Source organism: Actinacidiphila sp. bgisy167, from assembly GCF_057707665.1.
Window position 1 is genome coordinate 37,942 of sequence record NZ_JBYIQP010000023.1, and the last position, 24,917, is coordinate 62,858.

Annotated in this window: 17 protein-coding genes, 1 tRNA gene and 1 pseudogene; 9 read left to right on the forward strand and 10 right to left on the reverse strand. The window is 73.4% G+C overall.

Annotated features, from left to right (window positions below):
• Window positions 1-39: 39 nt before the first annotated feature.
• Together AC3ET4_RS11995 and AC3ET4_RS12000 are read right to left on the reverse strand one after the other, a co-directional pair.
• Complete coding sequence (locus tag AC3ET4_RS11995; RefSeq protein WP_431948687.1) at window positions 40-1,809, reverse strand: ABC transporter ATP-binding protein; 1,770 nt, start codon at window positions 1,807-1,809, stop codon at window positions 40-42.
• Between the two features lie 428 nt (window positions 1,810-2,237).
• Window positions 2,238-2,311 (reverse strand) — tRNA-Pro (locus AC3ET4_RS12000).
• Window positions 2,312-2,491: 180 nt separating this feature from the next.
• Between AC3ET4_RS12000 and AC3ET4_RS12005 the strand changes: the two genes are divergently transcribed.
• The gene (locus AC3ET4_RS12005) at window positions 2,492-2,782 is read left to right on the forward strand and encodes a YiaA/YiaB family inner membrane protein (protein WP_431948688.1); all 291 of its coding nucleotides are present in this window, start codon (window positions 2,492-2,494) and stop codon (window positions 2,780-2,782) included.
• A 22-nt stretch (window positions 2,783-2,804) separates the two neighbouring features.
• Window positions 2,805-3,026: pseudogene (locus tag AC3ET4_RS12010) on the forward strand (YiaA/YiaB family inner membrane protein); the annotation flags it as partial.
• On the opposite strand, the gene soxR reads toward AC3ET4_RS12010, so the two are convergent.
• On the reverse strand, window positions 3,007-3,486 hold the full coding sequence (soxR, locus tag AC3ET4_RS12015) for a redox-sensitive transcriptional activator SoxR (protein ID WP_431948689.1): 480 nt from the start codon (window positions 3,484-3,486) through the stop codon (window positions 3,007-3,009). The pseudogene AC3ET4_RS12010 and the gene soxR overlap by 20 nt on opposite strands.
• Window positions 3,487-3,541: 55 nt before the next feature.
• Here soxR and AC3ET4_RS12020 point away from each other — a divergent pair, with 55 nt between their 5' ends.
• Window positions 3,542-4,243 (forward strand): transketolase, encoded by a 702-nt coding sequence (locus tag AC3ET4_RS12020; protein WP_431948690.1) that lies wholly within the window; start codon window positions 3,542-3,544, stop codon window positions 4,241-4,243.
• Between the two features lie 33 nt (window positions 4,244-4,276).
• Complete coding sequence (locus AC3ET4_RS12025) at window positions 4,277-5,218, forward strand: transketolase family protein (RefSeq protein WP_431948691.1); 942 nt, start codon at window positions 4,277-4,279, stop codon at window positions 5,216-5,218.
• A gap of 516 nt (window positions 5,219-5,734) precedes the next feature.
• Here the strand turns inward: AC3ET4_RS12025 and AC3ET4_RS12030 are convergent.
• The 4 genes from AC3ET4_RS12030 to AC3ET4_RS12045 form a co-directional block, all read right to left on the reverse strand.
• Window positions 5,735-8,506, reverse strand: coding sequence for a bifunctional YncE family protein/alkaline phosphatase family protein (locus AC3ET4_RS12030; protein WP_431948692.1), 2,772 nt, complete (start codon window positions 8,504-8,506; stop codon window positions 5,735-5,737).
• A 6-nt stretch (window positions 8,507-8,512) separates the two neighbouring features.
• Window positions 8,513-9,874, reverse strand: a complete 1,362-nt coding sequence (locus AC3ET4_RS12035; protein WP_431948693.1) for an ABC transporter permease — start codon at window positions 9,872-9,874, stop codon at window positions 8,513-8,515.
• On the reverse strand, window positions 9,871-10,812 hold the full coding sequence (locus AC3ET4_RS12040) for an ABC transporter ATP-binding protein (RefSeq protein WP_431948694.1): 942 nt from the start codon (window positions 10,810-10,812) through the stop codon (window positions 9,871-9,873). The genes AC3ET4_RS12035 and AC3ET4_RS12040 overlap by 4 nt, the downstream gene beginning before the upstream one ends.
• A gap of 980 nt (window positions 10,813-11,792) precedes the next feature.
• On the reverse strand, window positions 11,793-12,758 hold the full coding sequence (locus tag AC3ET4_RS12045) for an aldo/keto reductase (protein WP_431948695.1): 966 nt from the start codon (window positions 12,756-12,758) through the stop codon (window positions 11,793-11,795).
• Between the two features lie 119 nt (window positions 12,759-12,877).
• Between AC3ET4_RS12045 and AC3ET4_RS12050 the strand changes: the two genes are divergently transcribed.
• Complete coding sequence (locus AC3ET4_RS12050; protein WP_431948696.1) at window positions 12,878-15,550, forward strand: alpha/beta fold hydrolase; 2,673 nt, start codon at window positions 12,878-12,880, stop codon at window positions 15,548-15,550.
• Window positions 15,547-16,401 (forward strand): ABC transporter permease, encoded by an 855-nt coding sequence (locus AC3ET4_RS12055; protein WP_431948697.1) that lies wholly within the window; start codon window positions 15,547-15,549, stop codon window positions 16,399-16,401. The genes AC3ET4_RS12050 and AC3ET4_RS12055 overlap by 4 nt, the downstream gene beginning before the upstream one ends.
• 980 nt (window positions 16,402-17,381) lie before the next feature.
• Here the strand turns inward: AC3ET4_RS12055 and AC3ET4_RS12060 are convergent.
• The 3 genes from AC3ET4_RS12060 to AC3ET4_RS12070 form a co-directional block, all read right to left on the reverse strand.
• A complete protein-coding gene (locus AC3ET4_RS12060) occupies window positions 17,382-18,548 on the reverse strand; it encodes an MBL fold metallo-hydrolase (protein ID WP_431948698.1) in 1,167 nt (388 codons plus the stop codon).
• Window positions 18,549-18,814: 266 nt separating this feature from the next.
• Window positions 18,815-19,246 (reverse strand): PPOX class F420-dependent oxidoreductase, encoded by a 432-nt coding sequence (locus AC3ET4_RS12065; RefSeq protein WP_431948699.1) that lies wholly within the window; start codon window positions 19,244-19,246, stop codon window positions 18,815-18,817.
• 335 nt (window positions 19,247-19,581) lie between these two features.
• Window positions 19,582-20,244 carry a GNAT family N-acetyltransferase gene (locus AC3ET4_RS12070; protein ID WP_431948700.1) on the reverse strand — a complete coding sequence of 221 codons (663 nt, stop codon included), beginning with the start codon at window positions 20,242-20,244 and terminating at the stop codon, window positions 19,582-19,584.
• 149 nt (window positions 20,245-20,393) lie between these two features.
• On the opposite strand from AC3ET4_RS12070, the gene AC3ET4_RS12075 reads away from it, so the two are divergent.
• From AC3ET4_RS12075 to AC3ET4_RS12085, 3 genes are all read left to right on the forward strand, one after another.
• Window positions 20,394-21,530: a site-2 protease family protein gene (locus AC3ET4_RS12075; protein ID WP_431948701.1), complete on the forward strand. Its 1,137-nt coding sequence runs from the start codon at window positions 20,394-20,396 to the stop codon at window positions 21,528-21,530.
• 47 nt (window positions 21,531-21,577) lie between these two features.
• Window positions 21,578-23,113, forward strand: a complete 1,536-nt coding sequence (locus AC3ET4_RS12080; protein ID WP_431948702.1) for an ATP-dependent DNA ligase — start codon at window positions 21,578-21,580, stop codon at window positions 23,111-23,113.
• 810 nt (window positions 23,114-23,923) lie between these two features.
• Window positions 23,924-24,913, forward strand: a complete 990-nt coding sequence (locus AC3ET4_RS12085; protein ID WP_431948703.1) for a quinone oxidoreductase family protein — start codon at window positions 23,924-23,926, stop codon at window positions 24,911-24,913.
• Window positions 24,914-24,917 lie beyond the last annotated feature (4 nt).

Genomic DNA, 24,917 nt, shown 5'->3' on the forward strand with positions numbered 1-24,917 from the left:
CGGCGGGCCCGGTCACCCGGCTTGGTTCCCCGGCCTGGTTCAGCGCAGGTCGGCCCGTTCGGCTGTGTCGTCGAGGAAGCCGCCCGACTGGTGCTGCCACAGCTTGGCGTAGGCGCCGTCCACCGCGAGCAGCTCCTGGTGGGTGCCCTGCTCGACGATGCGCCCGCGGTCCAGGACCACCAGTCGGTCCATGCCGGCGACGGTGCTCAGCCGGTGCGCCACCACGAGTGCCGTGCGCCCCTCCATCAGCCGCCACAGCGCCTCCTGGACGAGGATCTCGCTCTCCGAGTCCAAGGCGCTGGTCGCCTCGTCAAGCAGCAGGACCGGCGCGTCGCGCAGGATCGCCCGGGCGAGCGCGACCCTCTGCCGCTGTCCGCCCGAGAGCTTGATCCCGCGCTCGCCGACCATGGTGTCGAAGCCTTCGGGCAGCGCGTCGGCGAACTCCGTGACGTGGGCGGCCTGGGCCGCGCGGCGGATCTCGCCCTCGGTGGCGTCCGGGCGGGCGAAGGCGATGTTGTCCCGCAGTGAGCGGTGGAACATCGCCGGGTCCTGCGGTACGTAGGAGATCAGGCTCCGCAGATCGGCCTGGCGCAGTCGGCTGATGTCCTGCCCGCCGATCAGGATCCGGCCGCCGTCGATGTCGTTCATCCGCAGGAGCAGCCGAGTGAGCGTGGTCTTGCCACCGCCCGACCGGCCCACCAGCCCGACCCTGGCGCCGCTGGGCACGGACAGGTCGAGCTTCTCGAAGAGCGGCTCCGCGCCGCCGTGGGCGAAGGTCACGTGCTCGAAGCGGATGTCGGCGCTCCCGGACCGCAGCGGCTCCGGGGCAGGCGGGTCGAGCACGGTGGGCGGCTCCAGCAGCAGCTCGGTGAACTGCGCGGCCTCCGTCATCGAGCTCTCCAGACGGCGGTAGATCTGGTTGAACTCGAACATGATCCGCGTCGCGTTGGAGTAGTAGGTGAAGGCGACCACGACCGCCTCGACACCGTGTGTGCCCGCGCCGAGAGTGACGGCGAGCAGCAGGCCGAGCGCGTTGGTGAGCACGGACAGCGGCGCGACCAGGGTGTCGATGCGGAGGTTGCCGTAGTCCCACGACGTGAGCGTGAGCCTGCGCGACTCGGCGACACGCGAGCGGTGCTCGGCGGCCTCGCGATCCTCCGCGGCGAACGCCCGGACGGTGTCCATGTTCATCAGGCTGTCGGCGACGTGCCCGGACACCCGGGCGATCGCCTCCTCGCGCCGGCGGACGAGCGCCTGACGCCGGCGGATGAGAGGCGCCACGCACAGCGCGGTCACCGCGATCATCGCCAAGAGGCCGACCACCAGCAGCGGTTCGTAGGCCCACAGCACGACCGACCCGAAAAGCAGGGGGACGAAGCTGCCCAGGACGTTGAAGGTCAACGTGTCGACGAACTCCTCGAAGCGCGAGGCGAAACTCAGCACCCGCTTGGTGAGGGACCCGGCGAAGTTGTCGTGGAAGAACGCCGCGTCCTTGGCGAAGAGCTCGTCCATGCCGACGACGTACAGGTGCTCGATGCCGAGGGCGTCGACGCGGTTGAGACAGTGCAGGCCGATCCGCCACAGCGTCTCGGCGACCAGCAGGACGCCCGCGAAGGCCAGGACGTAGGGCAGGGTCGAACCCAGTCCGGGGGCGGTGCCGTCGACGAAGCCGCCGACGAGCTTCGCGACGACCAGCGGCGCGAGGTAGTTGATGCCGATGTTGCCGAGGGCCGGCAGCAGCATCGCCGGCAGCGTCAGCCACCGCAGCCGGGCCAGCTCCCTCCCGTAGTGGCGAAGTGCCAGGAGCACCGGGCCCCTGGGCGACCGGAACCTGCGAGTTTCAGGCGATCCCATGTCCACCCTGCGCGGTCGTGCGGCGCACTGCCGCGAACGTCTCGGAAACGGCCGCTGCCGCCCTCCGCGGCGCGGCGCCGTGTCGGGCCGGCTGCCCTCGCGGCTCTCGACGGCGCCGGCGTGCGGTGAGCGGGCGGTCCGAAGCTCGCAGTGTCCCGCGTCCGCGCGCACCGAGTCCAAGCGTTTTCCGGTCGGACGGCACGGCGCACAGGGGCTTGTCCGGCGCACGGGCCAGGCCCTCGGCGGGCGGCGGAGGTGGTGCGGCAGCGCCCGGGGCGGCCGGTCGGCGCGGACAGGCCCGCCCGCGCCCCTCATGGGGCCTCGACGGCACAAACGCAACCGGCGGGTTTGTCCTCATAGGACAAACCCGCCGGTCAGCACCGTCGGGACGACAGGATTTGAACCTGCGACCCCTTGACCCCCAGTCAAGTGCGCTACCAAGCTGCGCCACGTCCCGGTGCCGGATCGTCCCGGGCTTGTCACCCGGCCGACCGCGCACGAGAACAATACCGCACGTCGCCGGGTGCTCGCTCGCACCCTTTCTCCCCGCGCGAGCCTCCTCCGCCGGGGGTGCCCCGGACCGGGATGAGTAGCCGTACTCATGTGGCAGCGGAGACGACAGGCGATGCTTCGGGACATGGCGAATCCGATCCAGCAGCAGACCACCGCGGCCTACTCCGCACAGGCCGCCCTATCGTTCGCCGTCGCCCTCGGGGCGATGGTCGCGGGCATCGCCTACCTGCCGGTCGGCCCGTGGGTGCGGGCCTTCCTGGCGGTGGGGCTGCTCTACGTCGTGACCTCCGCGTTCACACTCGCCAAGGTCATCCGCGACCGGCAGGAGGCCGGCCAGATGACCAGCCGGGTCGACCAGGCCCGACTCGACAAGCTGCTCGCCGAACACGACCCCTTCAAGGTCGACGGGACATAGCCGACCCGCCGCCCCACACCGCGCCCTCGGGGCGATGGTCGCGGGCATCGTCCACCCGCCGGTCGGCCCGTGGGTGCGGGCCTTCCTGGCGGTGGGGCTGCTCTACGTCGTGACCTCCGCGTTCACACTCGCCAAGGTCATCCGCGACCGGCAGGAGGCCGGCCAGATGACCAGCCGGGTCGACCAGGCCCGACTCGACAAGCTGCTCGCCGAACACGACCCCTTCAAGGTCGACGGGACATAGCCGACCCGCCGCCCATCAGGTAGCGCGCGCCGGGGCCCTGCGCCGCAGCGGTGTCGTCCGGGTTGTACAGCGTGCACTTGCGCAAGGACAGGCAGCCGCAGCCGATGCAGCCGGTGAGATTGCCCTTGAGTCGTTCCAGCTCCGCGATCCGCTCGTCGATGCGGCGGGTCCAGGTGCGGGCAACGGCGCTCCACTCGGCCGCGCTGGGGGCGCGGTCCCCGGGCAGCCGGGCGAGGGCCGCACCGGCCTCCTCCAGCGACAGGCCGACGCGCTGGGCCGCCCGGATGAAGGCGACGCGGCGCAGCGTGGCGCGGGCGTAGCGGCGCTGCCCGCCGGCGGTGCGCTCGGAGCTGATCAGGCCCAGTTCCTCGTAGTAGCGCAGGGCCGAGGCGGCGACGCCGCTGCGGGCGGCGAGCTCGCCGATGGCCAGACGGTCGCGGCGCGGTACGGGGTCGCTCATGAGCCCGAGAGTACCGCTTGACTTCAAGTCGGCTTGAGGTCGCACCCTCGACACCATGACTGCGACCAGCACGGACATCGCGTACACGTACGAAGATCTCGGGCGGCTGCTGTCGCTCATGACCGGCGACGAGAAGCACGGCCCCGCCGCCACCTCCACCCTCGACGTGCTGTGGGTGCTCTACGACCGGGTGTTGCGGGTCTCCCCCGAGACGGCGGAGGACCCCGGCCGGGACCGCTTCCTGCTCTCCAAGGGCCACGGGCCGATGGCCTACTACGCGGTGCTCGCCGCCAAGGGCTTCGTCCCGCCCGAGTGGCTGCCGGACTTCGGCTCCTTCGGCTCGCCGCTGGGTCACCACCCGGACCGCGTGCTCGTGCCGGGCGCCGAGATCGGCTCGGGTTCGCTCGGCCACGGACTGCCGATCGCGGTGGGCAGCGCCCTGGGACTGCGGGCGCAGGGCCTGACCGACGCGCGGGTGTGGGTGCTGGTCGGCGACGCCGAACTGGACGAGGGCAGCAACCATGAGGCCGTCGCCTTCGCCGCAGCCGTCGGCCTGGAGAGCCTGCACGTCGTCGCCGTCGACAACGCCTCGGCGACCTACCGGCGCCCCGGGGGCCCCGCCTCGCTCTTCGCGGGCGAGGGATGGTCCGCGACGGACGTCGACGGCCGCGACCACGAGGCGCTGTACGCGGCGTTCACCGCACCGCACCCAGGACGGCCGCACGCCGTCGTCGCCCGCGTCGAGCCCGCATTCTGACCACCGCCCTGACGAGCCGAGGAGAACCCCCTCATGGACACCATGCGTGACCGCTTCACCGCCGTCGCCTCCCGCCTGCTGGACGAGGACCCCCGGCTGGCCGTCGTGCTGGCGGTCATCTCCGGGGAGCGCTTCGCGGACGCGGCCCGCGACCACCCCGACCGGGTGATCGACGTGGGCATCCGCGAGCAGTTGCTGGTCAGCGTGGCCGGCGGGCTGGCGCTGACCGGGCTGCGGCCGATCGTCCACACGTTCGCCGGCTTCCTCGTGGAGCGCCCCTTCGAGCAGATCAAGCTGGACCTCGGCCACCAGGACACCGGCGCGGTGCTCGTCAGCTCGGGCGCCTCGTATGACATCGCCGCGGGCGGCCGCACCCACCAGGCCCCAGGTGACGTCGCCCTGCTGGACACCCTCGACGGGTGGACCGTGCATGTGCCGGGCCACCCCGACGAGGCCGAGGCCCTGCTCCGGCACGCCGCGGCCGACGACGACCACCGGGTCTACGTACGGCTCAGCGAGCAGTGCAACCGTACCGCGCACCTGGTCTCACCGGGCCGGTTCCAAGTGCTGCGCGAGGGCCGCGCGGGCGTGGTCGTCGCCGTGGGCCCGTTGCTGGACGCCGCGCTGGCGGCGGTCGCGGACATGGACGTGACGGTGCTGTATGCCTCCACGGTGCGCCCCTTCGACGCGGCCGGGCTGCGGGCCGCCGTCGAGGGCACGGACGCGGCCGATGTGGTGCTCGTCGAGCCGTACCTGGCGGGCGCCTCGGCGCCCTTCGCCGCCGAGGCGCTGGTCGACCTGCCGCACCGCGTCCTCGCCCTGGGCACCGCCCGCCAGGAGCTGCGCCGCTACGGCACCTGGCAGGAGCACGTGGCGGCGCACGGTCTGGACGCCCCGGCACTACGCGCCCGCATCGGCGCCTTCCTGACAAGCTCCCTCCATCCGGCCGGCGCCGTCGGCTCGGGCGTCCGTTAGAGGAGTCATGACGATCTTGGCCGAGGGGCTGTCCGGCCGCGGGCGATGTCCGGGGACGGCCCCTCGGCCTGTGCCGCGGCCCGGAACGGCCGTTCGACGGTCAGAAGTCCCGCGGGAGGTGTCGGCGCGGCGGGACGCCGTCCCGCACCCCCGATGTCGCGCGAACGCTCGCGACCTGGCACGCCGTCGGCGGCACACCGGGCGGGGACGGCCTGCCGCGTGGGCGCTCGCCGGCACGTGGCGCACCGGACGACGGCTCAAGGCGAGGTGTTCGCTGATCCGCCAGGACGGATGCAAAGTACGGTCGACGTGCCTCCGCCCGGCGGCGAGCCGGGCGGAGGCCCCTGCGTGCGGTCCGTGTGCCTCAGAGGCCGCGCGGATAGGCGGGCCGGCGTCGCGGGTCGATGGCTCTCGCCTGGCGGCGTTGTCGTCGGTCGCCGCAGCTCCGCTGCGTCTCCCTTCTCCGCCTTGCCGGACTCGGCCCTCGACCCGCTCCTTTCTTATCCGCGCGACCTCTCAGCCGTCGTTCTCCGCCGACGGGATGTAGGCGCCCGGTACGTCGTCCGGAGCGAAGAGCTGCTCCTCGCCGGGGTACGGCTTCGTCCATCCGTGCGTCTGGTACCAGGTGAAGTGGTTCATCTGGGCGGGGTTGGCGAAGTCCGGCCTGGCGTCGGGGCCGGTCAAGCGCTGCTTGGACCGCCAGTCCTCCCACTTCGCCGCGAGAGTCCTCTGGCCCGCCGGAACCTTCGTGGACGGGACGGTCGCGGCGCTCGGGTCCTGCGGGGCCGGAGTGTCAAGGCCGCAGGCGGGCGCGGTCTTGAGGCCGTCGGTGAGCGGGATGCGGTTGGGCAGCGCGGCGAACGGCGTGTAGTCGGCCTTCTCGGTGAACGCGCCGAACATCGGGGTGGCCGCGCTGTCCTTCTGGTTCATCGGGTGGATTCCGAGGATCTGCTCAATGGTGCGGATCATCGTGATCTGCGAGTAGTAGCGGCTGTCGACGGTGCCGTGCCGGGCCCAGGGGCTGATGATCTGGATCGGGGCACGGTGGCCGTCGACGTGGTCGAGGCCGGCCTGAGAGTCGTCCTCGACCACGAAGATCGCGGAGTCCTTCCAGTACCTGCTGTGCGAGATCTCGTCGACGATCCGGCCGACGGCGAGGTCGTTGTCGGCGACCTGGGCGGCGGGGCCCGCCGTTCCGCCGGTGTGGTCGCTGGAGAGCCAGAACATGTTCAGGTTCGCCGGACCGTTCTTCTCGAAGTCCCGCTTCCAGATCTCGGCGCGGTAGACGTCGGGGACGCTGGTGTCGAACTTCGGGAAGCCGGGCACCGAGACGCTGTTCAGTGAGGGGATCGGCGACGACGACACCAGGTCGTAGGCGGTGTCCTGCCCGGTGGCCCGCATGTTCCTGGCGTCGCAGTACAGGTTCTGCCAGGTCGCGCCGGACGGCTTGGTCAGGAACTGGTGGAACTCGCCGAAGTTCCGCACGCTCTTGCCCGAGGCCTGCGCGCCGCTCCAGATGAAACCGGTGCGCTGGTGGCCGAGGGCGTCGTCCTCGGTGTCGTAGCTGCGCGCGTACTCACCGGCCGAGGACTCGGTGTACTCCGGGTTGTCGGCCTGCATCAGCCAGTTGTGGCCCTCGGCGGAGTTCGTGCCGATGTCGTACGTGTTGTCGTACAGACCGAACTGCCGGGTGAGCGCGTGCTGGTTCGGCGTCACGTTCTCGCCGAACTCCGCGAGGGACGGGTCGCCGTTGCCCTGCGCGATGTCACCGAAGAGCTGGTCGTAGGTCCGGTTCTCCTTGACGATCAGGAAGACGTGCTTGATCACGGAGGGGTCGCCGAGCCGCTGCGGGACGGCCACCGGCTCCTTGTGGCCCTTGCCCTTGTCGTCCTTCGCGAGCTTGACCGAGCCCTTGGTCCACCCGTTCTGCTGGAAGACCTCGGCCGTCTCCGACTTGATGACCTTCTCGCTCGGCAGCGTGAACCGCTGCACGCTCGAGGTGGTGTCGTGCGTGCCGTGCGCGGTGCCGGCGGTGGAACGGCGGGCGTCGACACCTCGGGTGTTGGAGACCACGACCTGCTTGCCGACGGAGGCGATCTCGGCGGGGAAGTAGTCCGTCGGAAGGAGGCCGACGTAGCTGACCGGCTCCTGCGGGGACGTGTAGCGGTAGACGGCGACCGCGTTGGCGCGGCCCAGCGTCACCAGCAGGTGGCCGTCGTCGGTGAGCGTGACGGCGTTGGGCTCGTACCCCACCGTCGACTCCGGCCACGGCTGGGTGGCGATGGTCTGCACGACCTTGTTCTTGCGGGTGTCGATGACGGAGACGTCGTCGGTGGCGGTGTCCGTGACGAACAGCGCCCCGTTCTTGGCATACAGGGCGGTCGGGTGCAGACCCACGTCGATGCTCGCGACGGCGGCCGCCGGGTCCGCCAGATCGATGACGCTGACCGTGCCGGTGGTGGTGGCACCGGTCTTCGGGTCGGCCGGCACCTGCGTGCCGTAGGAGTTGATCGTGGTCTCGCCGGGCTTCGCCGGCCGTCCGCCCTCGTTGCTGACGTACAGCTTGGAGCCGACGACCACCATGTCGCGCGGGGCGTTGCCCACGGCCCAGCTCTGCTTGAGGGTCCCGGTCGCCGTGTCGATGGCCACCACGCGGTTCTGGCCGTTGACGGCGGCGTACGCGGTCGAGCCGTCGGCGGAGAACACCGGCTCGCCCACCAGGGCGTGCTTGGAGCCGTCCGCCGGGATGGTGACGGACGTCGGGTCGGCCAGGCTGCCGTCGGGGTTCACCGTGAACCGGGTGTAGCCGTCGGTCTGGCCCAGCCACAGCTGCGAACCGTCGGGCGAGTACGTGGGCCCCTCCTGCCCCACGCTGTTGCTGCTGATGCGCAGGTCGGCGGACGCGGAGTTGCCGACGAGCTGCTGGACCTTCCAGTCCTTCAGGTTCACCACGGCCAGCGCCACGCCGCCGTCGGTGACCGAGGCCGCCAAGTGGGAGCCGTCCGGGCTGACCGAGGACGACATGATCTTGCCGTTGTCGATGACGAGGCGCTCACCGTACGGGGCGATGTACTGGTCGCTGGAGACGACCTGGCCCCGGCCGGTGACCTGGCCGACCTGCTCGTGGCCGAACTGGGTGGTCTGGGCGAAGCCGATCCCGGTGCCGGTGGCGAGGACGACGGCGGTCGCGGCAGCCAGCGTGAGGCTTCTGCGGCTGCCGAACCGACTGCCGAGGAGGGCATGGGCCCGCCTCCGGGCGATCGCGCGGCGGCGACGTGTGACCTGCATGGTGAGTTATCCCTTCGGGGAGGTGGCGAGCAGTTCGACGTTGCCGTCGAACTGCCAGAGCGGGTTCGGCGCGTCCCCCACCGGGGTCCGCACCAGGAAGTAGCCGTTGACTTCCTTCGGCCCGTCGCCGTCGGCGACGTACCGCCCGTCCGGAGTGATGTCGAGCTGGTATATGGCCTGGCCCGTGGTCGCGACGCCGGGGAGGTGCCAGGAGACGACGCAGCGCCAGTCGTTGCCGGGGCCCTCGGCGTGGTCCGGGACACCGCCCTTGGTGCACGCCGCCGTGGCCGCGAGCTGTGCCTCGGCGACGGCGGGGCGGTTGAGCTGGTCGGTCTGCATGCGGTACAGATGGGCGAAGGCCACGGCCACCGAGCGCTGCACCTTGTCCTGCTCGATCCCGGAGCCCGTGGCCGTGGTCGTCGCGGTGAGGACGGCCACCGTCGCGGCGAGCAGCCCGGCCAGCGGCAGGGCGCCGGCGATGAGTGCGCGGCGCGGCGAACTGTCGTCGGTCAGGTTGGTGAAGTCCCGCCGCAGGAAGAGCAGACGGGCCAGGACCGTCGCGGTGACGGCCCACACCAGGCTGACCGCGATGCCGATGAGCAGTGGTGCGAGCTGCTGGGGGCCGGTGAAGAGCCCGTTCCAGGAGATGAAGGCGTAGCCGGGCAGGGCCACGCGCACGGGAACGGGGAGCGGCATCAGCTGCGCGAGCTGCATCGCGAGTGCGACCAGTGCGGGCAGCAGCAGCCCCATCGGGGACCGCCCGAGGGCGACGGAGCCGAGCAGGCCGATCCCCGCCAGGGCCAGGGTCGGGGCGAGTGCGCAGGCCCAGGCGAGGAAGACCTGCCCGGCGGCGTCGGACGGCGTCAGCAGGTGGCCGTCGAGACCGACCAGCGGCTGGTTGCCGACCGCCAGGACCCCGCCGACCGCGCTCGAGCAGGCCATCCCGGCCATGAGCAGCAGCAGGACGGTGAGGCTGGCCAGCGCCTTCGCCGCGAAGATGCACCGGGGGGAGCGGACCGCCACCAGCAGGTGGCGCCAGGTGCCCAGCCGGTCCTCCGAGGCGAACACGTCGCCCGCGACCAGCGAGGTCAGCAGCGGAAGTGCCCAGGTGCCCGCGAAGCCGAGCACCACCAGGGGCCCGGCCCACCCGGTGGCGTGCATCCAGCGGCCGAAGAGGGTGTCGACGGGGAGCGTGCCCTGCCCGCTGACCGCGGCGACGAAGAGCGCCGGTGCGATCCAGCAGGCCAGGACCAGCAGGCGGATCCGCCACTGCGAGACCAGCTTGACCAGCTCGAAACGGTAGGCGCGCGACACCGGGACGCGGTGGACGGGGACAACGTTGTCGACGACGAGGGTCGCGGCGCTCATCGGCCGGCCTCCTGCTGCTGGGTGAGGGCGAGGAACGCCGCCTCGAGCGGGGAGACGACGGGTGCGAGTTCGCGCAGCGCGATGCCCGCCCGTACGAGGCCCACCACGAGTTCGTCGAGGGCGGGCACCGGCGCGCGCACGACGAGCACATCGGTGTCGCTCCGCGGGCCGGCGTCGTCGACGATGCGGACGCGGTCCGTGGAGAGGGCCAGTCGGCGGGCGGCGTGCACGTCGGAGGTGATCAACCGGTAGTCGAGTTCACGGTTCTCGGCGGCCAGTTCGGCCAGCGGGCCCGAGAAGACGACCCGCCCGGTGGCGAGGATGGTGACTTCGGAGCACAGCGCCTCGAGGTCGTCCATGCGGTGACTCGACAGCACGACGGCGGTCCCCTCGTCCGCGAGCCGGGTGAGGACCGCGTGCACGTGATTCTTGCCCATCGGGTCCAGGCCGTTGGAGGGTTCGTCGAGCACCAGCAGCCGGGGCCTGGTGAGCAGGGCGGCGGCGAGCCCGAGCCGCTGGCGCATGCCGAGGGAGAATCCACGGGCCCGGTCGTCGGCGACGTCCGTGAGTCCCACCTGGGCCAACGCGTCGTCGATCCCAGCCGCCCGGGCGTCCTGCCCGCGCACCGCGGCGAGCGCGGCGAGGTTCTGCCGGGCGGTGAGCGACGGGTAGAGGCCGGGGCCGTCCACGAAGCCGGCGACGCCGCCGGGCGCGTCGAGGGCCCGCGCGACCGGCGTGCCCAGAATCTCGAGGTCACCGTCGTCGGCGCCGGCCAGGCCCAGGAGGAGGCCGAGCAACGTCGTCTTGCCGGCGCCGTTCGGTCCTACCAGACCGTGGATCTGTCCCTGCGTCACGTCCAGGTCGACACCGTCGAGTGCGACGACGTCCCTGAAGCACTTGGTGATTCCGCGAGCACGGACTGCGAGGAGTGTATCCATGAGTCCCTTCTTCCTTGGCACTCGCGGACCTTACGGAGAGCACACAGACCCGCCAGGGACGCCCAATTGAATGGCCGTGGAACGTATCGTCAAGACGTGGGCAAGTCCGGATGCTCGAAGCGGGCTTCATCAGGCGGGACTTGGGCAGAACCGGGCGCAAGGTGGGGGCGGCTGGCGGCGTCTCGCCGGCCGGGGCCTGAGGGCCTCTCCCGCCGGCCGTCCTCCCGGGGACCTTGCTGATCGGTCAGCCTGTGGACGAGACGCTGATCGGTGTCCTGCCCGGCCGCTCCGCAGGGGTGACGGCCACCGATCGAAGGCTCGCGCTGGAGGGTGATGGCGCGGCGCATGAAGTATTCGTCGTCACGTCCCGCGGCCGTGGGCTTCCCGCAGGCAGGCGGCGAGTTTCCGGAGGGACCAGCGGTGCAGGGCCGGCCCAGTCGGCCGGGCGGGGGTGGCCGTCTGGGATGACGAAGTCCTCGTCCTCAGGGCTGAGCAGGCGGGGACGGCCTCCCGCCCACGGAGGGTCCAGGCAGGGCAGGCCGATCTCGTCGAACCGGTGGCTCACATCCCGGACGGTGTCCTCGTCGGCCGGGACCAGCCGCGCGCTCGCGGCATCCGCCGCCGAAGCCGGCAGCGACATCGCGCGCCGGTGGCGCACCGAACGGGTACGGCCCCCGGCGCGCGATCTACTGCAGCTTCTGCCCCTCCTGATCGATCAGTCTGCGCACCCACGCAGCCTCGGTCTCCGCAACTCCGGCAGTCGGCTCGACCGCGAGCCGGTGGGGCCCCGGCGACGCGGGCGCCGGGCGACCAGGCGAGGCAGCCCAGCACCTGCGCGGCGCAGGCCTCGTGCGGCTCGATGCCGGCGAGGCCGCCGCAGCCCTCGCCTGCCTTGCGCCTGGCCGGTGCCTTGCCGATCGCGGACGCGCCGGCGATCCGACTGGTGACGGCGGCGGGCGGCCTCCCGGCAGGCCGCCGCACTAGCTCCACGGCAGTCGCGAGCGGTGCCGCCAGTACGCCGGGGCCGGTTCCGCCAGGGCGGTGAGCCGTGCCAGCTGCTCCGCGTCGAGCGCGACGGAGGCGGCCCGGGCGTTGGCGGTGACCTGGCCGGTCGTGGCGGCGCCGGAGAGCACGATGCCGGCCCAGGGGCGGCGCAGGACCGCGGCGAGGGCCACCGCGTCGGGCGTGGCGCCGGTCAGGTCGGCCACCTCGGCGAGGGGGGACTCCCGATCGGCCGTCGCCAGGCGGCCGTTGGCCATGGCCTCCTTGACGATCACGGTCAGCCCCGCCTCGTGCGCCTCCGCCAGGGCGGGCCCGGCGGAGGGCTCCAGCAGGTTGTAGGTGGCCTGCACGCAGGAGAACAGCCGCCGCCCGTCCACTGTCGCCTTCAGCGCCGCGCGGATCGCCTCGGCCTGCAGAGGACCGCTGGTGGACAGGCCCACGGCCACCCCGTCGGCCGCCAGCCGGGCGAGCCGTGCGTGCAGCTCCCGGTCGGTGAGAGCCGGGCTGTCCGGGGTGACGGAGTGGATCTGGTAGACGTCGAGCCGGTCGCCGAGCAGTGCGCGGGACTCGGCGATCTGGCGGTCGTACGTGGCGGTGCCGTGGTCCTTGACCTCGTGCACCGTGGCGTCGACCCGCCAGTCCGCCGTGTAGGTGTAGCCCCACTTGCTGCCGACAACCACGTCGGTGGCCTCGGGGTGGGCGTCCAGCCAGCTCGCGAGGAACTCCTCGGCCCGGCCGTAGGAGCGGGCCGCGTCGATATAGCGGATGCCGACCGCGTAGGCGGCGTCGAGGACCGCGTGGGCGCGGTCCCGCATCGCCTCGACGCTGCGTTCGGCGGGCAGGTCGGCGGCACGGCCGAGGTCGATGTAGGCGGGACGGCCGACGGCGGCCAGGCCGATGCCCAGCCGGGGCAGGGGCGCGGTGAGAAGTCGTTCGAAGGGCACGGTCGCCACCGTACTCCCGGTGGAGTACGCCGATCCGGTGCCTGAGGCGGACGTCGCGGGTGATCACCGGAATGCATAGTGGGATCGTCACGCCCATCGTCCCCGTCCGAGGATCACGTATGCGATTCGCCCTACCCGGGAAATGGCGCTCAAGGCGGCGGCTCGCGGCCGGCGCGGCCGCCATCGCCCTGCTCGCCGGAGGCGGCGCCGTCACCCTCGCGACGGCCGACTCACCCGCACCCGTGCGACGCCAGGACCGGGTCTTCTCGCTGCCCGAGGCTCCGGGGAGCACCGCGACGGTGCGCATCGACACCTCCTACTTCACCTCCGGCGGCTCGGCGCCGCGCCCGGCGGTGCTGCTCGCGCACGGATTCGGCGGCAGCAAGGACGACATGAGGGCTCAGGCGGAGTCCCTCGCCCGCAGCGGCTACGCCGTGCTGACCTGGTCCGCGCGGGGCTTCGGAGCCTCCGGCGGCCGGATCGGGCTCAACAGCCCCGACGCCGAGGTCGCCGACGTCTCGCGCCTCGTCGACTGGCTGGGCCGCCGGCCGGAGGTGCTGCGCGACGGCCGGGACGACCCGCGGGTCGGCATCGCGGGGTCCTCCTACGGTGGGGCCATCTCGCTGCTCGCCGCCGGCCACGACCGGCGCGTGGACGCCATCGCGCCCGCGATCACCTGGTGGGATCTGGGCCAGGCGCTCTTCCCGCAGGGCGTGTTCAAGAAGCTGTGGGCGGGGGTCTTCTTCTCCACGGGCTCGCGCGGCGCCGCGTGCCGCTTCACCGCCGAGCTGTGCGCGATGTACGACCGGTCGGCGGTCGCCGGCCGCCCGGACGCCGCGACGCTGCGGCTGCTGACGCGCTCCAGTCCCTCGTCGGTGGCCGGGCGCATCAAGGTGCCGACCCTGGTGGTGCAGGGCCAGAACGACTCCCTCTTCCCGCTCGACCAGGGCGACGCCATCGCGCGCGCCGTCGCCGCGAACGGCGCGCCCGTGGCCGTCGACTGGTTCTCCGGCGGGCACGACGGCGGCGACCAGGAGACGTCCCGGATCCAGGCGCGCACGACGGCCTGGTTCGACCGCTGGCTGAAGCGCGACCGGAGTGCCGACACCGGACCCGCGTTCCGCGTCACCCGGACCGGCGGCGTCGACTCCACCGACGGCCGGGCGGTACGGCGGGGCGCGGAGGCCGGTGCCTACCCGGGGCTGGAGGGCACCCGTACCCAGACGGTCCCGCTCGGCGGGCGCGCGCAGACGGTGGCCAATCCCGCGGGCGGCAGCCCGCCCGCGATCTCGGCGGTGCCCGGTGTGGGCGGCGCGCTCTCCCAGCTCTCGGACCTCGGCCAGGGGCTGTCGCTGGACTTCCCCGGTCAGCGCGCAGCGTTCGACTCGGTGCCGCTGACCTCGGCGCTGCGGCTGACGGGCGCGCCGAGCACACGGATCACCGTCACCACCGAAGCGGCGGCCGGCGCGGTGCTCTTCGCGAAGCTGTACGACGTCGCCCCGGACGGCAAGGAGACGCTGCCGCACCAACTGGTCGCACCGCTGCGGGTCGCGCAGGACGGCACGGTCCCCGTGCGGCTGCCCGCCGTGGACCACGAGTTCGCCGCCGGCCACCGGCTGCGGCTGGTGCTGTCCACCACCGACCTCGGCTACGCCTCCCCGGTCTCGGCCGCCACCTATCGGGTGTCGCTGCCGCAGGGCGCCGCGCTGACCGTGCCGACGGACCCCGGACTGACTCTGGGCCAGGGCGCGACGCCCGCCTGGGTGTGGCTGCTTCCGGTCGGCGCGCTCGCGCTGGCGGCGGCGCTGCTGCTGACCGGCCGCCGCCGGTCGGGCGCGGTGCGGCAGGCGCCCGACCCGGACCTCGCGGACGTCCCCCTGGAGATCTCCGGGCTGTCCAAGCGCTACCACGGCGCGGCGGACCGCTACGCCGTGCGGGAGCTGTCGTTCCGGGTGGAGCGTGGACAGGTCCTGGGCCTGCTCGGCCCCAACGGGGCGGGCAAAACGACGACGATGCGCATGATGATGGGCCTCATCCGGCCCGACACGGGCGGCATCCGCGTGTTCGGCCACCCGATCCGGCCGGGTGCGGCCGTGCTGTCCCGGGTGGGGGCCTTCGTGGAGGGCGCGGGCTTCCTTCCGCACCTGACGGGGCGGGCCAATCTGGAGCTGTACTGGCGGGCCACGGGCCGGCCGGCGACCGACGCCCACATCGAGGAGGCCCTGGAGATCGCGGGCCTCGGCGAAGCGCTGCAGCGCCCCGTCCGCACGTACTCGCAGGGCATGCGGCAGCGGCTCGCCATCGCGCAGGCCATGCTCGGCCTGCCCGACCTGCTCATCCTCGACGAGCCGACCAACGGGCTCGACCCACCGCAGATCCGGGAGATGCGCGACGTGGTGCGCCGCTACGCGGCCGCCGGGCGTACCGTCCTCGTCTCCAGCCACCTTCTGTCGGAGGTCGAGCAGAGCTGCACGCACCTGGTCGTGATGGACAAGGGGCGGCTCGTCGCGGCCGGTCCCGTCGGTGAGATCGCCGGCAGCGGACAGACCCTCTTCGTCGGCGCGCCGGGCATGGCCGACGAGGCCCGGGAGGCGGTCGCCGCGAAGCTGTCGGCGCTGCCGGGCGTCGAGGCGGCGGAGCCCGCGGACGGCGGGCTGCTGGTGCGGCCCGGCGTGATGAGCGTGCCCGAGCTGCTGTCCGAGCTCCTGCGGCTGGACGTTCCGGTGGAGCGCGTCGGCCCGCACCGCCGGCTGGAGGACGCCTTCCTGACCCTGATCGGAGGTCCCGCGTGACCGAGACCCTGGAACCGGCCGCGGGGTACCGCCCGGGCCGCACCCTGCCGCTGCGGGTCGAGGCGGTACGGCAGTTGCTGCGGCGCCGTACGCTCGTCGCGTTCGGCGTCGTGCTCGGCCTGCCCGTGGTCGTGTGGGCCGCCTTCGCCGTCGGCGGCACCCCCGGGGGGCGGGACTCCCGACCGTCGATGATGGACGTGGCGACCGCTTCCGGCGTCAACTTCTCGCTCGCGGTGCTCTTCGTCTCCTCCGGCTTCCTGCTGACGATCCCGGTCGCGCTCTTCTTCGGCGACACGGTCGCCTCGGAGGCCAACTGGTCCTCCCTGCGCTACCTGCTGGCCGCCCCGGTGCCCCGTGCCAGGCTGCTCGCCTCCAAGGCGCTGGTGTCCCTGGTCTTCAGCGCCGCCGCCGTGCTGGCGCTGCCGACGGTCGCGCTCGGCGTCGGCACGCTCGCCTACGGCTGGGGGGATCTGGAGCTCACCACGGCGGGCTCGCTGCCCCCGGCCACCGCGACCGGCCGGCTCGCGATCGCGGCCCTCTACGTCTTCGTGGGCCAACTGGCCGTCGCGGGCTTCGCCTTCTGGCTCTCCACGCTCACCGACGCGCCGCTGGGGGCGGTCGGCGGCGCCGTGGGCGTCGCGATCCTCTCCAACATCCTGGACGCGATCACGGCACTGGGCTCGTTGCGGGACGTCCTTCCGACGCACTGGCAGTTCGCCTGGATCGACGCGCTGCAGCCCCGCCCGGAGTGGGCTGGCATGCTCAAGGGCACCTCGGTGTCGCTGTCCCTCGCGGTGGTGTTCTTCGCGCTGGCCTTCCGCGGCTTCCGGGGGAAGGACATCGTGTCCTGAGGGGCGCGGAGCGGGAGCAGGGGCGGCAAGGGGAGCCGGGGTACGGCGTGCTGCTCGCCAGGGCCGTGCGGGGAGGCGGACCGCAGAGTGCCGGGCGGCCGGGTTCCCGACAGGGGCTCCGGGCCGGGCAGGCCGACGCGCCGCTCGCCCTGCCCACCTGACCCGGCCCTCTTCGGCGCGATCCGCCCCGTGCATCGCGCAAAGCCGCGCCATCGAGGAGTTGGCGAATCGTCACGCCCGTCCGCGCTTGACGATCTCCGGTCGCGGAATTCTCCTTGAGAGCACACGAATGGGATGCGGCGAGGTGGCTGGGCACGCTGGGCCGGTTGTGGGGCGGGCCCGACTGGGGGCTGCGCCGCCTGCTCTGTGCCGACCACCGTGCCGGCGCTGACCACGCCGGCGGGGGCGCCCCCCGCCGGGCGCGCATCGCCGGGTCCGCGCCCCGTCACCGCGGTTCCAACCGGGCCGCCGCCAGATATTTCGTGAACTACAACGCCGCCTGCTTCCTCAGCCTGGCGCCGGCGGCGCGGCCCCCCGTCGGTTCCGCCGCCTGGACGGACGACGCATGGCGCGAGGACTGTGCCCGGGCGGCCGTCGTCCAGCTCAACACCAGTCTCCGGGCGACCCGCAGCCAGTCCTCCGCGGCGTGGGCGGAACGCGACACCGACCTGCTCCCGCCTTTCACCGGCCGCCTGGGCGGCGGTCCGGTGGCGGCTGGGGCGAGATCGGCCGCAACTGGGCCCGGGTCACGGGCATCGACGTGGCCGAGGAGGCGACCGCCGCGCACCGCTGAGGCACCCGCCGCGGCGCGGACGGCGGTGCGGCGGGCTCCGCCGTCGCCCGCGCCGTGCTCCCGGACACCGTGGGCCGCAGGTTGCGAGAGCGAGCGGCGGCGCGGCGCCCGGTGCACACGGAGAGCACACGCTTCCCGGGGCGGAGTGGAAAGGGGCGGGCGCTGGGCGCGCCCGCCCCCCGCCCGCTCACGCCGGGGCGCTGTCGGGCTGTGTCGCGGCCGACCGCGCGTCGTCGCTGAGGGTGGGCCAGGTGCGCGCGGCGGCACCGTGCGCGATCGGCCGCCACCAGGGGACGAGCGGCAACCCGTTCGCGGGCTCGAAGGGCTCGCCGGGTCGCGGCACGGCGATGCGGGCGCCGGCGGCGAGCGCCGCGGTGGCGGTGCCCTCCGCGGGCTCCTCCCACGGGTGCGGGGCGAGGTTGAACGTGCCCCAGTGGATGGGGAGCATGACCTCGCCGCGCAGGTCCTGGTGGGCGCGGACGCCCTCCTCGGGGGTCATGTGGATGTCCGGCCAGAATTCGCTGTAGGCCCCGATCTGCACCATGGTGGCGTCGAACGGGCCGTACGCCTCGCCGATCTCGGCGAATCCGGGGAAGTAGCCGGTGTCGCCGCTGTGGTAGACGCGGTGCTCCGGTCCCGCGACGACCCAGGACGCCCACAGGGTGTGCTGGGTGTTGCGGATCGCCCGGCCGCAGAAGTGCCGCGCGGGGGTCGCGGTGAGGGTGAGGCCCGCGACCCGCGTCGACTCGTGCCAGTCCAGCTCGGTCATACGGTCCGCGGGGACGCCCCAGCGTTCCAGGTGGGCTCCGACGCCCAGCGGCACGACGAACCGGGTGCCCGAACCGGCCAGGGCCTTGATCGTGGGCATGTCGAGGTGGTCGTAGTGGTCGTGGGAGATGACGACCACATCGGCCTCGCCCGCGTCCTTCAGCGCGACCGGGGGCCGGTGGAGGCGCTTGGGCCCGACGAAGGAGAAGGGGGAGCACCGCTCGCCCCACACGGGGTCGAACAGGACGCGGCGGCCGTCGATCTCGCCCAGGACGGTGGAGTGGCCCATCCAGGTGAGCCGCAGTCCCGAGATCGGTGGAACGGTCAGCTCGGCGAGGGTCGCGGTGTGCAGCGGGATCTCCCCGGCCGGGGCCCTGCGCAACCGCGCCTCCTTGCGGAAGTACGTCCGGGCGAACCGCAGCATCGAGCCGGAGGGCGCCGTACGCGCGCCGACGGGGTTGGTGAAGACCCCGTCGGCGAAGTTCGGCGACCGCCGGATGCGCTCCATCCTCTCCCCGGAGGGGTTGTCCCCGAAAGCGGGGATGAGGCTGGAGAGCAGGGAACGCCTCGGACTGGGGCCGGACACGGTTCCTCCCGTTGGTCGGCGGTCACGAACGTGCCGTGAGCCGTCCGGCCCCGGCAGAACCAGTATGTACAGCGACAACTCCTACACCGGTCATTCCGGTTCCGCGCTCCTTCGCCGAATTCGGCGGCCGCGCCTGCGGCACGTCGCTGACCAGCCTGTTCGCATGGGCGACGGTGGCGCCGACCTGCGTTCTCGATGGTGCCACCGTCGCGGGCCGGTCGCCGCCCGCCCCTGCCCGGCGCGCGGCCGGGACCGCCCGCGCCGGGCTACGCGGGGCGGGGCTGGCCGTACACGCGTTCGACGTTGAACTTCAGCACGAGGCGCTTGTCCTCGACCATGGCGCGGCGGTAGTCCTCCCAGTCGGGGTGCTCGCCCTGGATGGCCCGGTACAGGTCGATGAGCTCCTCGACGGTGGCGTCGCCGCGCTCCGCGGCGACGGGGGTGAGCTCGGCCGTGCCCTCCGCGACGGTCCAGGCCCAGCGGTCGGGCGTGGTCACGTGGTAGCTCGCCCGGGGGTCGCGGCGCAGATTGCGGGTCTTGGCCCGGTCGTCGGTGAGGGAGACCCGCAGCACCCTCGTGTCCGGGTCGTAGTGGTGGTTGACGTTGGACAGCTGGGGGCGGCCGTCGCGCTTGAGGGTGACGAGCACGCCGTCGCGGGTGTCGGCGAGCAGCCGGAGGAGGGCTTCGTTGTCGCTCATGACTGCCTCAACGACCGCCGGGGAGCCAGGATTCCGGGAACGCCTCGTGGCGGGCACTGCCGCGTGGGACGCGGGGCGGCCCTTCCGCGTTGCGCGCGAGCGGCCCTCGGTCGCCTCGCCGGGCCGCACGCGCCGCGGGCGCCTGCGCACGGCGCACCCGCGCGGCACGTCCGCTTGTTCCCGGCGCCGCGAGCCGGCCGGCCTCGATGCCTCCGGCCTCCGCACCGGAACCACGCGGCGCCCCGCCCTCCGGCTCCGTCCCCGACGTCCCTCTTGCGCCCCCGGGACCCGGCGGACGGCGCGGCGGACGGCGCGGCGGCGGTATCCGGCTCTCGTCACCCGCCGGCTGCCGCCGGCCGGGCCGGTGGCGACGTGTCGCGCCCCAGGTATGTCAGAGGGCCGGGGTCCGGAACGGGAAGCTCACGGAAACCCAGCCGGTCATAGAAGGTGCGGGCGGCGGTGTTGGCGGTCACCATGCCGAGGTGCACGGCGCCGACGCCGCGGGCCGCGAGGGCGGCGAGGAAACGCGCCATCAGCTCCCGCCCGTAGCCGCGCCTCTGGTGATCGGGCAGCAGGTCGATGTGCAGGTGCGCGGGGTGGTCGGCGAGTTCGGGCACGATCATGCGCTCGGGGCGGTGCAGCAGGGCCGCCAGTTCGCCGTCCGGGGTGACCGGGGTCCCGGACGGCTTCGGGTGGCGGTGCCCGAGCCGCGGGAGCCACTCGAGGCGGTAGCGCCGCACAAAGGCGGCGGTGTCCGCGGTGCCGACGATGTAGCCGACGGCGCGCGTACCGTCGTCCACGACGAAGGCGAGTTCGGGCTCGAGGTGGACATAGGGCCCCGCGAAGACGTCCGGCAGCAGGTCGTGGTCCGCGTAGAGGTGCCGCGCGTCGCCGCCTTCGTGGCCGGTGCGTACGCAGACGTCGTAGACGGCGGCACGGTCCGCCGGGCGGTAGGGGCGGATCAGCGGGGGTGGGGTCGTGCGGACGGATGCGGCCATGCGGGGCATGATGCCGCATGGGAGCGCTCCCACGCCCTTTGGCGGGCCCCCGCGCTCCGGACCTCGTCGACGGGCGGCTCCGGGACACCGGACCACGGCGCCACCACGTCGGCCGCGGGCCGGTCGGAGTGACACTGGAAGGAGGAGTCATGAACGGTTCGATCCAGGTCGGGCGCGTGTTCGGGGTCCCGCTCCGCATGCACTGGAGCGTCCCCGTTCTCGTCGTGCTGCTCGCCTACGGGCTCGGCCGCGAGACCCTTCCCGCCTGGGTCCCGGGCCTGTCGGGGACCCTGTACACCGTCGCGGCGGCCGCGGGCGCGGTCCTGCTGATGGCGAGCCTGCTCGCGCACGAGGTCGCCCACGCGGCCACGGCCCGCCGTGAGCACCTGTCGGTGGAGGACGTCACCTTGTGGGCCATGGGCGGCATGACGCGCATGGGACGGCCGAGCTCCGCGGGCGTGGCCTTCCTGGTGGCGGTCAGCGGCCCGGTGACCAGCCTGGTCATCGGGGGCGCCGCCCTCGGCGCAGGCATCGGTGTGGATGCGGCGGCCTCCCATTCGCTGCCGGGAGCACTCCTGATCTGGCTCGGCTGGGCGAATCTGCTGCTCGGCGTCTTCAATCTGCTGCCCGCCGCACCCCTGGACGGCGGCCGGGTGCTGCAGGCCCTGCTGTGGTGGCGCACCGGGGACCGCGACCGCGCCGACCGGGTCGCCGGGCGCGGTGGGCAGGTCCTCGGGTTCTTCTTCGTCGCGGCCGGCTGGCTCGCCTTCGCCCGCGGCGCGCCCAGCGGTCTGTGGCTCGCCCTCGTGGGGATCTTCATGGCGCTCACGGCGGGCGCCGAGCGCCGGCGCGCGGTCATCAGCGCCGCCCTGCGCGGCGTGCGGCTCGGGGACGCCATGTCCGCTCCCGTCGTGACGGCCCCCGACTGGCTGCCGGTGAACCGCTTCATCGACGAGGTCGCGGTCGCCTCCCGGCACTCCACCCTGCCCCTGGTCGACTTCGACGGCCGTCTCAGCGGAGTGCTGCTACTGCGCCGGCTCACGTCCGTCCCGGCGGAGCGCCGCGCCGACGTGCGGGTCCGCGACATCGCCGTCCCGCTGTCGCAGACCGCCACCGGCGCGCCGGACGAGTTCGTCGACGACGCCCTCGAGCGCCTCAGGCCCGGCGCGGGCGGTGTGCACGTCGTCGTCGTCGACGGGGGCCGGCCGGTGGGCATCGTGACCGGGAGCGACATCTCCCGGCTGGTCCGGAACCGCCGCATCGCGGGGGGCCCGCGGCCGCTGTGACAGGCGCGCCCGCTGCGCGCACGGCAGGGGTGGTCCAGGATGGTGCCATGCTGCTCGCGGAGCTCGCCCGGACGTCCCGGGAGGTGGCGGCCACGACCGCCCGGTCGGAGAAGGTGGCGGCGCTGGCCCGGCTGCTGCGTGCCGCGGAGCCCGACGAGGCGCCGGTGGTGATCACGTACCTGGCGGGCCGGCTGCCCCAGCGCCGTACCGGGGTCGGCTGGAGCACCCTGCGGGAGCGGACGGAGCCGGCGGCGGCGCCCCGGCTGACCGTGCGCGAGGTCGACGGGGCGCTGGACCGGATAGCGGCGGTCACCGGCAAGGGGGCGACAGCGGAACGCAGGCGTCTGGTGGCGGAGCTGATGGGGGCGGCCACCCGGCAGGAGCAGACGTTCCTGCTCGGGCTGATCGGAGGGGAGCTGCGCCAGGGCGCGCTCGACGCGCTCGCGGTCGAGGGACTCGCCGCGGCCGCGGACGCGCCCCCGCAGGAGGTGCGGCGCGCGGTGATGCTCGGCGGTTCTCTCGGCGCCGTGGCGCGGGCGTTGCTGGCCGGCGGCCCGCAGGCGCTGGCGGCGTTCCGTCTGGAGGTGGGCCGGCCGGTGCAGCCGATGCTCGCCCAGACAGCCAAGGACGTGGACGAGGCCCTGGACCGGCTGGGCCCGTGCGCGCTGGAGGAGAAGCTGGACGGCATCCGCGTCCAGGTGCACCGCAAGGGCGAGGACGTACGCGTGTACACCCGCACACTCGACGAGATCACCGGCCGACTTCCCGAAGTCGTGGCAGCAGCAAGGGAGTTGGAGGTGGATGAAGCCGTGCTCGACGGTGAGGTCATCTCCTTCGGAGAGGACGGCCGTCCGCGCGCCTTCCAGGAGACCTCCTCCCGGGTGGGCTCGCGCCTGGACGTCACGGCCGCCCGGGCGTCACTGCCTGTGGCACCCGTCTTCTTCGACCTGCTGGCGGTCGACGGCCGCGACCTGCTGGACCTGTCCACGGCCGAGCGCCACGAGCAGCTGGCCCGGGTGGCCCCCGCGCCGCGCAGGGTGCGCCGGCTGGTGGCCGCCGACCCGGGCGATCCGGCCGTCCGGCAGGCGGCCCGCGACTTCGCGGAGGGCGTGCTGGAGCGGGGCCACGAGGGGGTCGTGGCCAAGGCTCTCGACGCCCCGTACAGCGCCGGGCGGCGCGGCGCGGCCTGGCTCAAGGTGAAGCCCGTGCACACCCTCGACCTGGTCGTCCTCGCCGCCGAGTGGGGCCACGGCCGGCGCACCGGCAGGCTGTCCAACCTCCACCTCGGGGCCCGCCGGCCCGACGGCACTTTCGCGATGCTGGGCAAGACATTCAAGGGCCTGACCGACGCCATGCTCGCCTGGCAGACCGAGCGCCTGCGGGAACTGGCCGTCAGCGACGACGGATGGGTGGTCCGGGTCCGCCCGGAGCTGGTCGTGGAGATCGCTTTCGACGGCCTCCAGCGCTCCAGCCGCTACCCGGCGGGCGTCACGCTCCGCTTCGCCCGCGTCCTGCGCTACCGCGAGGACAAGACGGCCGCCGAGGCGGACACCGTCGACACGGTGCTGGCACTGCGGCGTTGACCCGCCTGATCCCGGGCGGCCACCGCGTGCCCCGCTGCCGCGGAACCGAGTGCCCGCGGTGTGCGGCGTCGTCGATGCCGGCCGTGGATGTCATGGCCTTCTGATCCGCAGCCATGGCCAGGTCGGTCAGCGGGGGCCGGCCCATCGAGATCAGGAGCGCCGGCCAGCCGACGCCGCGGGCCGCGCGGGCGCGCTTCGGGGGCAGCCGCTCGACGGACTCGATGGCGATGCCGACATGTGGTTACGCGGCCTCGCCGGAGGCCGGTCCGCCCGTCTTCGCGGTCCCGGCCATCGCGGGCCCCGGTCGCGCCGCCGCGGCGGTGGGACCAGCTCCGCTGCTCGGAGGCGGGATCCGGCTTGTCCCGCGTGGCCCGTATCAGCAAGCACCTCGCCCCGACAGCAAGCACCTCGGCTCGACGCCAGGGCCTGAGCGGCGGCGGTCGTGGCACCGCCCAGGCCGCGCTCGTCGGCGACCTGGCGCTGCTCCCGCTCCTCCTGCCGCAGTCCGCGCGGCGCCCGGCGGTGCGGCTCGGCCCCCCGCGCCTGCTCCTCCGGGGCGTACAGGCACCCGTCTGGCCGTCAAGAGGGTCCGCCAGGAAGGGCTTGCGGCGCTTCGACGATGCTTCCGGACGGTCGGCTCCACACCACTACCCCGGTCGGCCACCCGGGACGTATGGCGGCAGTCGCCTTTGAGGACAGGACAGAGCCCGACCCAGCCAGAGACAGAAATAATCAAACGGGTTACAGTTCTTTCATCCATGAGCCATCGGTCGTCCGACCGATCGGTGGGGCCGAGGTGAGGAACGAGTCATGCGCGCGATCGAATACGACCGGTTCGGCGGCTATGAGGTACTGGAACTGCGGGAGAGGAACCTGCCGGTGCCCACCGAGGGGCAGGTCCTCGTCAGGATGTCGGTGGCCGGGGTGAACCCGCTGGACGAGACGGTGCGGTCGGGAAAGCTCGCACCCACCCTGCACAAGCCGCTGCCGATCCGGCCGGGTGGCTTCGGTGTGGGACGGGTCGAGGAGCCCGGCGCCTCGGGACTGGCTGCGGGTGACCGCGTCGTGCTGAGCGGAGGACGGTACGGGGTGAGCGCCGACGGTTCGTGGGCCGACTACATCGCGGTCGACGCGGCCCACCTGCTGCCGATCCCGGACGGCGTCGACGACGAGACCGCCGCCGCGCTGACCACCGGCGCCGGCTACCTGACCGCCTACCTGGCGCTGAAGGAGCTGGCGGGCTTCCGCAGCGGCCAGAGCGTGCTGGCGCCGGGCGTCGGCGGTGCGGTCGGTCAGGGCGGCGTCGAGGTCGCCCGCGTCCTGGGCGCCTCGCAGGCCATCACCACGGCCACCACCACCGAGAAGGCGGAGCTGGGCCGGTCCGCGGGGTACGAGGTCATCGACCTCACGCAGGAGTCGCTGCGTGAAGGGGTGGCGCGGCTGACCGACGGCAAGGGCGTGGACGTCGTGCTCGACGGCGTCGGGGGTTCGGTCACCGGGGAGGCACTCGGCTCGTTGGCCGTGGACGGCACCCTCGTCAGCATCGGTTACGCGGCCGGAGTGCGTGCCGATATCAATGTGACCGACCTTATATGGAAGAACGCCCACGTCCACGGGTTCAGGTTCGCCTTGTTCACGCCCGAGCAGGTCAACGCCGCCAATGCGGTCCTGCTCGACCTGGTCTCGCAGGGTGAGCTCCAGCCGAAGGTGGCGGAGGTCCTCCCGCTGGAGAAGGCTGCCGAGGCGCAACGCCTGCTGGCCGAGGGCGGCCCCTTCGGCCGCATCCTGCTCGCTCTGTGACCCG

What these genes read in the sequence shown, in the direction of transcription:
- AC3ET4_RS12080 (WP_431948702.1), top strand. Translation starts at nt 21,578, where the DNA reads ATGCTGCTCGCGGAGCTCGCCCGGACGTCCCGGGAGGTGGCGGCCACG.
- AC3ET4_RS12070 (WP_431948700.1), bottom strand. Translation starts at nt 20,244, where the DNA reads ATGGCCGCATCCGTCCGCACGACCCCACCCCCGCTGATCCGCCCCTAC.
- soxR (WP_431948689.1), bottom strand. Translation starts at nt 3,486, where the DNA reads ATGAGCGACCCCGTACCGCGCCGCGACCGTCTGGCCATCGGCGAGCTC.
- AC3ET4_RS12005 (WP_431948688.1), top strand. Translation starts at nt 2,492, where the DNA reads ATGGCGAATCCGATCCAGCAGCAGACCACCGCGGCCTACTCCGCACAG.
- AC3ET4_RS12065 (WP_431948699.1), bottom strand. Translation starts at nt 19,246, where the DNA reads ATGAGCGACAACGAAGCCCTCCTCCGGCTGCTCGCCGACACCCGCGAC.
- AC3ET4_RS12020 (WP_431948690.1), top strand. Translation starts at nt 3,542, where the DNA reads ATGACTGCGACCAGCACGGACATCGCGTACACGTACGAAGATCTCGGG.
- AC3ET4_RS12085 (WP_431948703.1), top strand. Translation starts at nt 23,924, where the DNA reads ATGCGCGCGATCGAATACGACCGGTTCGGCGGCTATGAGGTACTGGAA.
- AC3ET4_RS12035 (WP_431948693.1), bottom strand. Translation starts at nt 9,874, where the DNA reads ATGAGCGCCGCGACCCTCGTCGTCGACAACGTTGTCCCCGTCCACCGC.
- AC3ET4_RS12075 (WP_431948701.1), top strand. Translation starts at nt 20,394, where the DNA reads ATGAACGGTTCGATCCAGGTCGGGCGCGTGTTCGGGGTCCCGCTCCGC.
- AC3ET4_RS12025 (WP_431948691.1), top strand. Translation starts at nt 4,277, where the DNA reads ATGGACACCATGCGTGACCGCTTCACCGCCGTCGCCTCCCGCCTGCTG.
- AC3ET4_RS12030 (WP_431948692.1), bottom strand. Translation starts at nt 8,506, where the DNA reads ATGCAGGTCACACGTCGCCGCCGCGCGATCGCCCGGAGGCGGGCCCAT.
- AC3ET4_RS12040 (WP_431948694.1), bottom strand. Translation starts at nt 10,812, where the DNA reads ATGGATACACTCCTCGCAGTCCGTGCTCGCGGAATCACCAAGTGCTTC.
- AC3ET4_RS12050 (WP_431948696.1), top strand. Translation starts at nt 12,878, where the DNA reads ATGCGATTCGCCCTACCCGGGAAATGGCGCTCAAGGCGGCGGCTCGCG.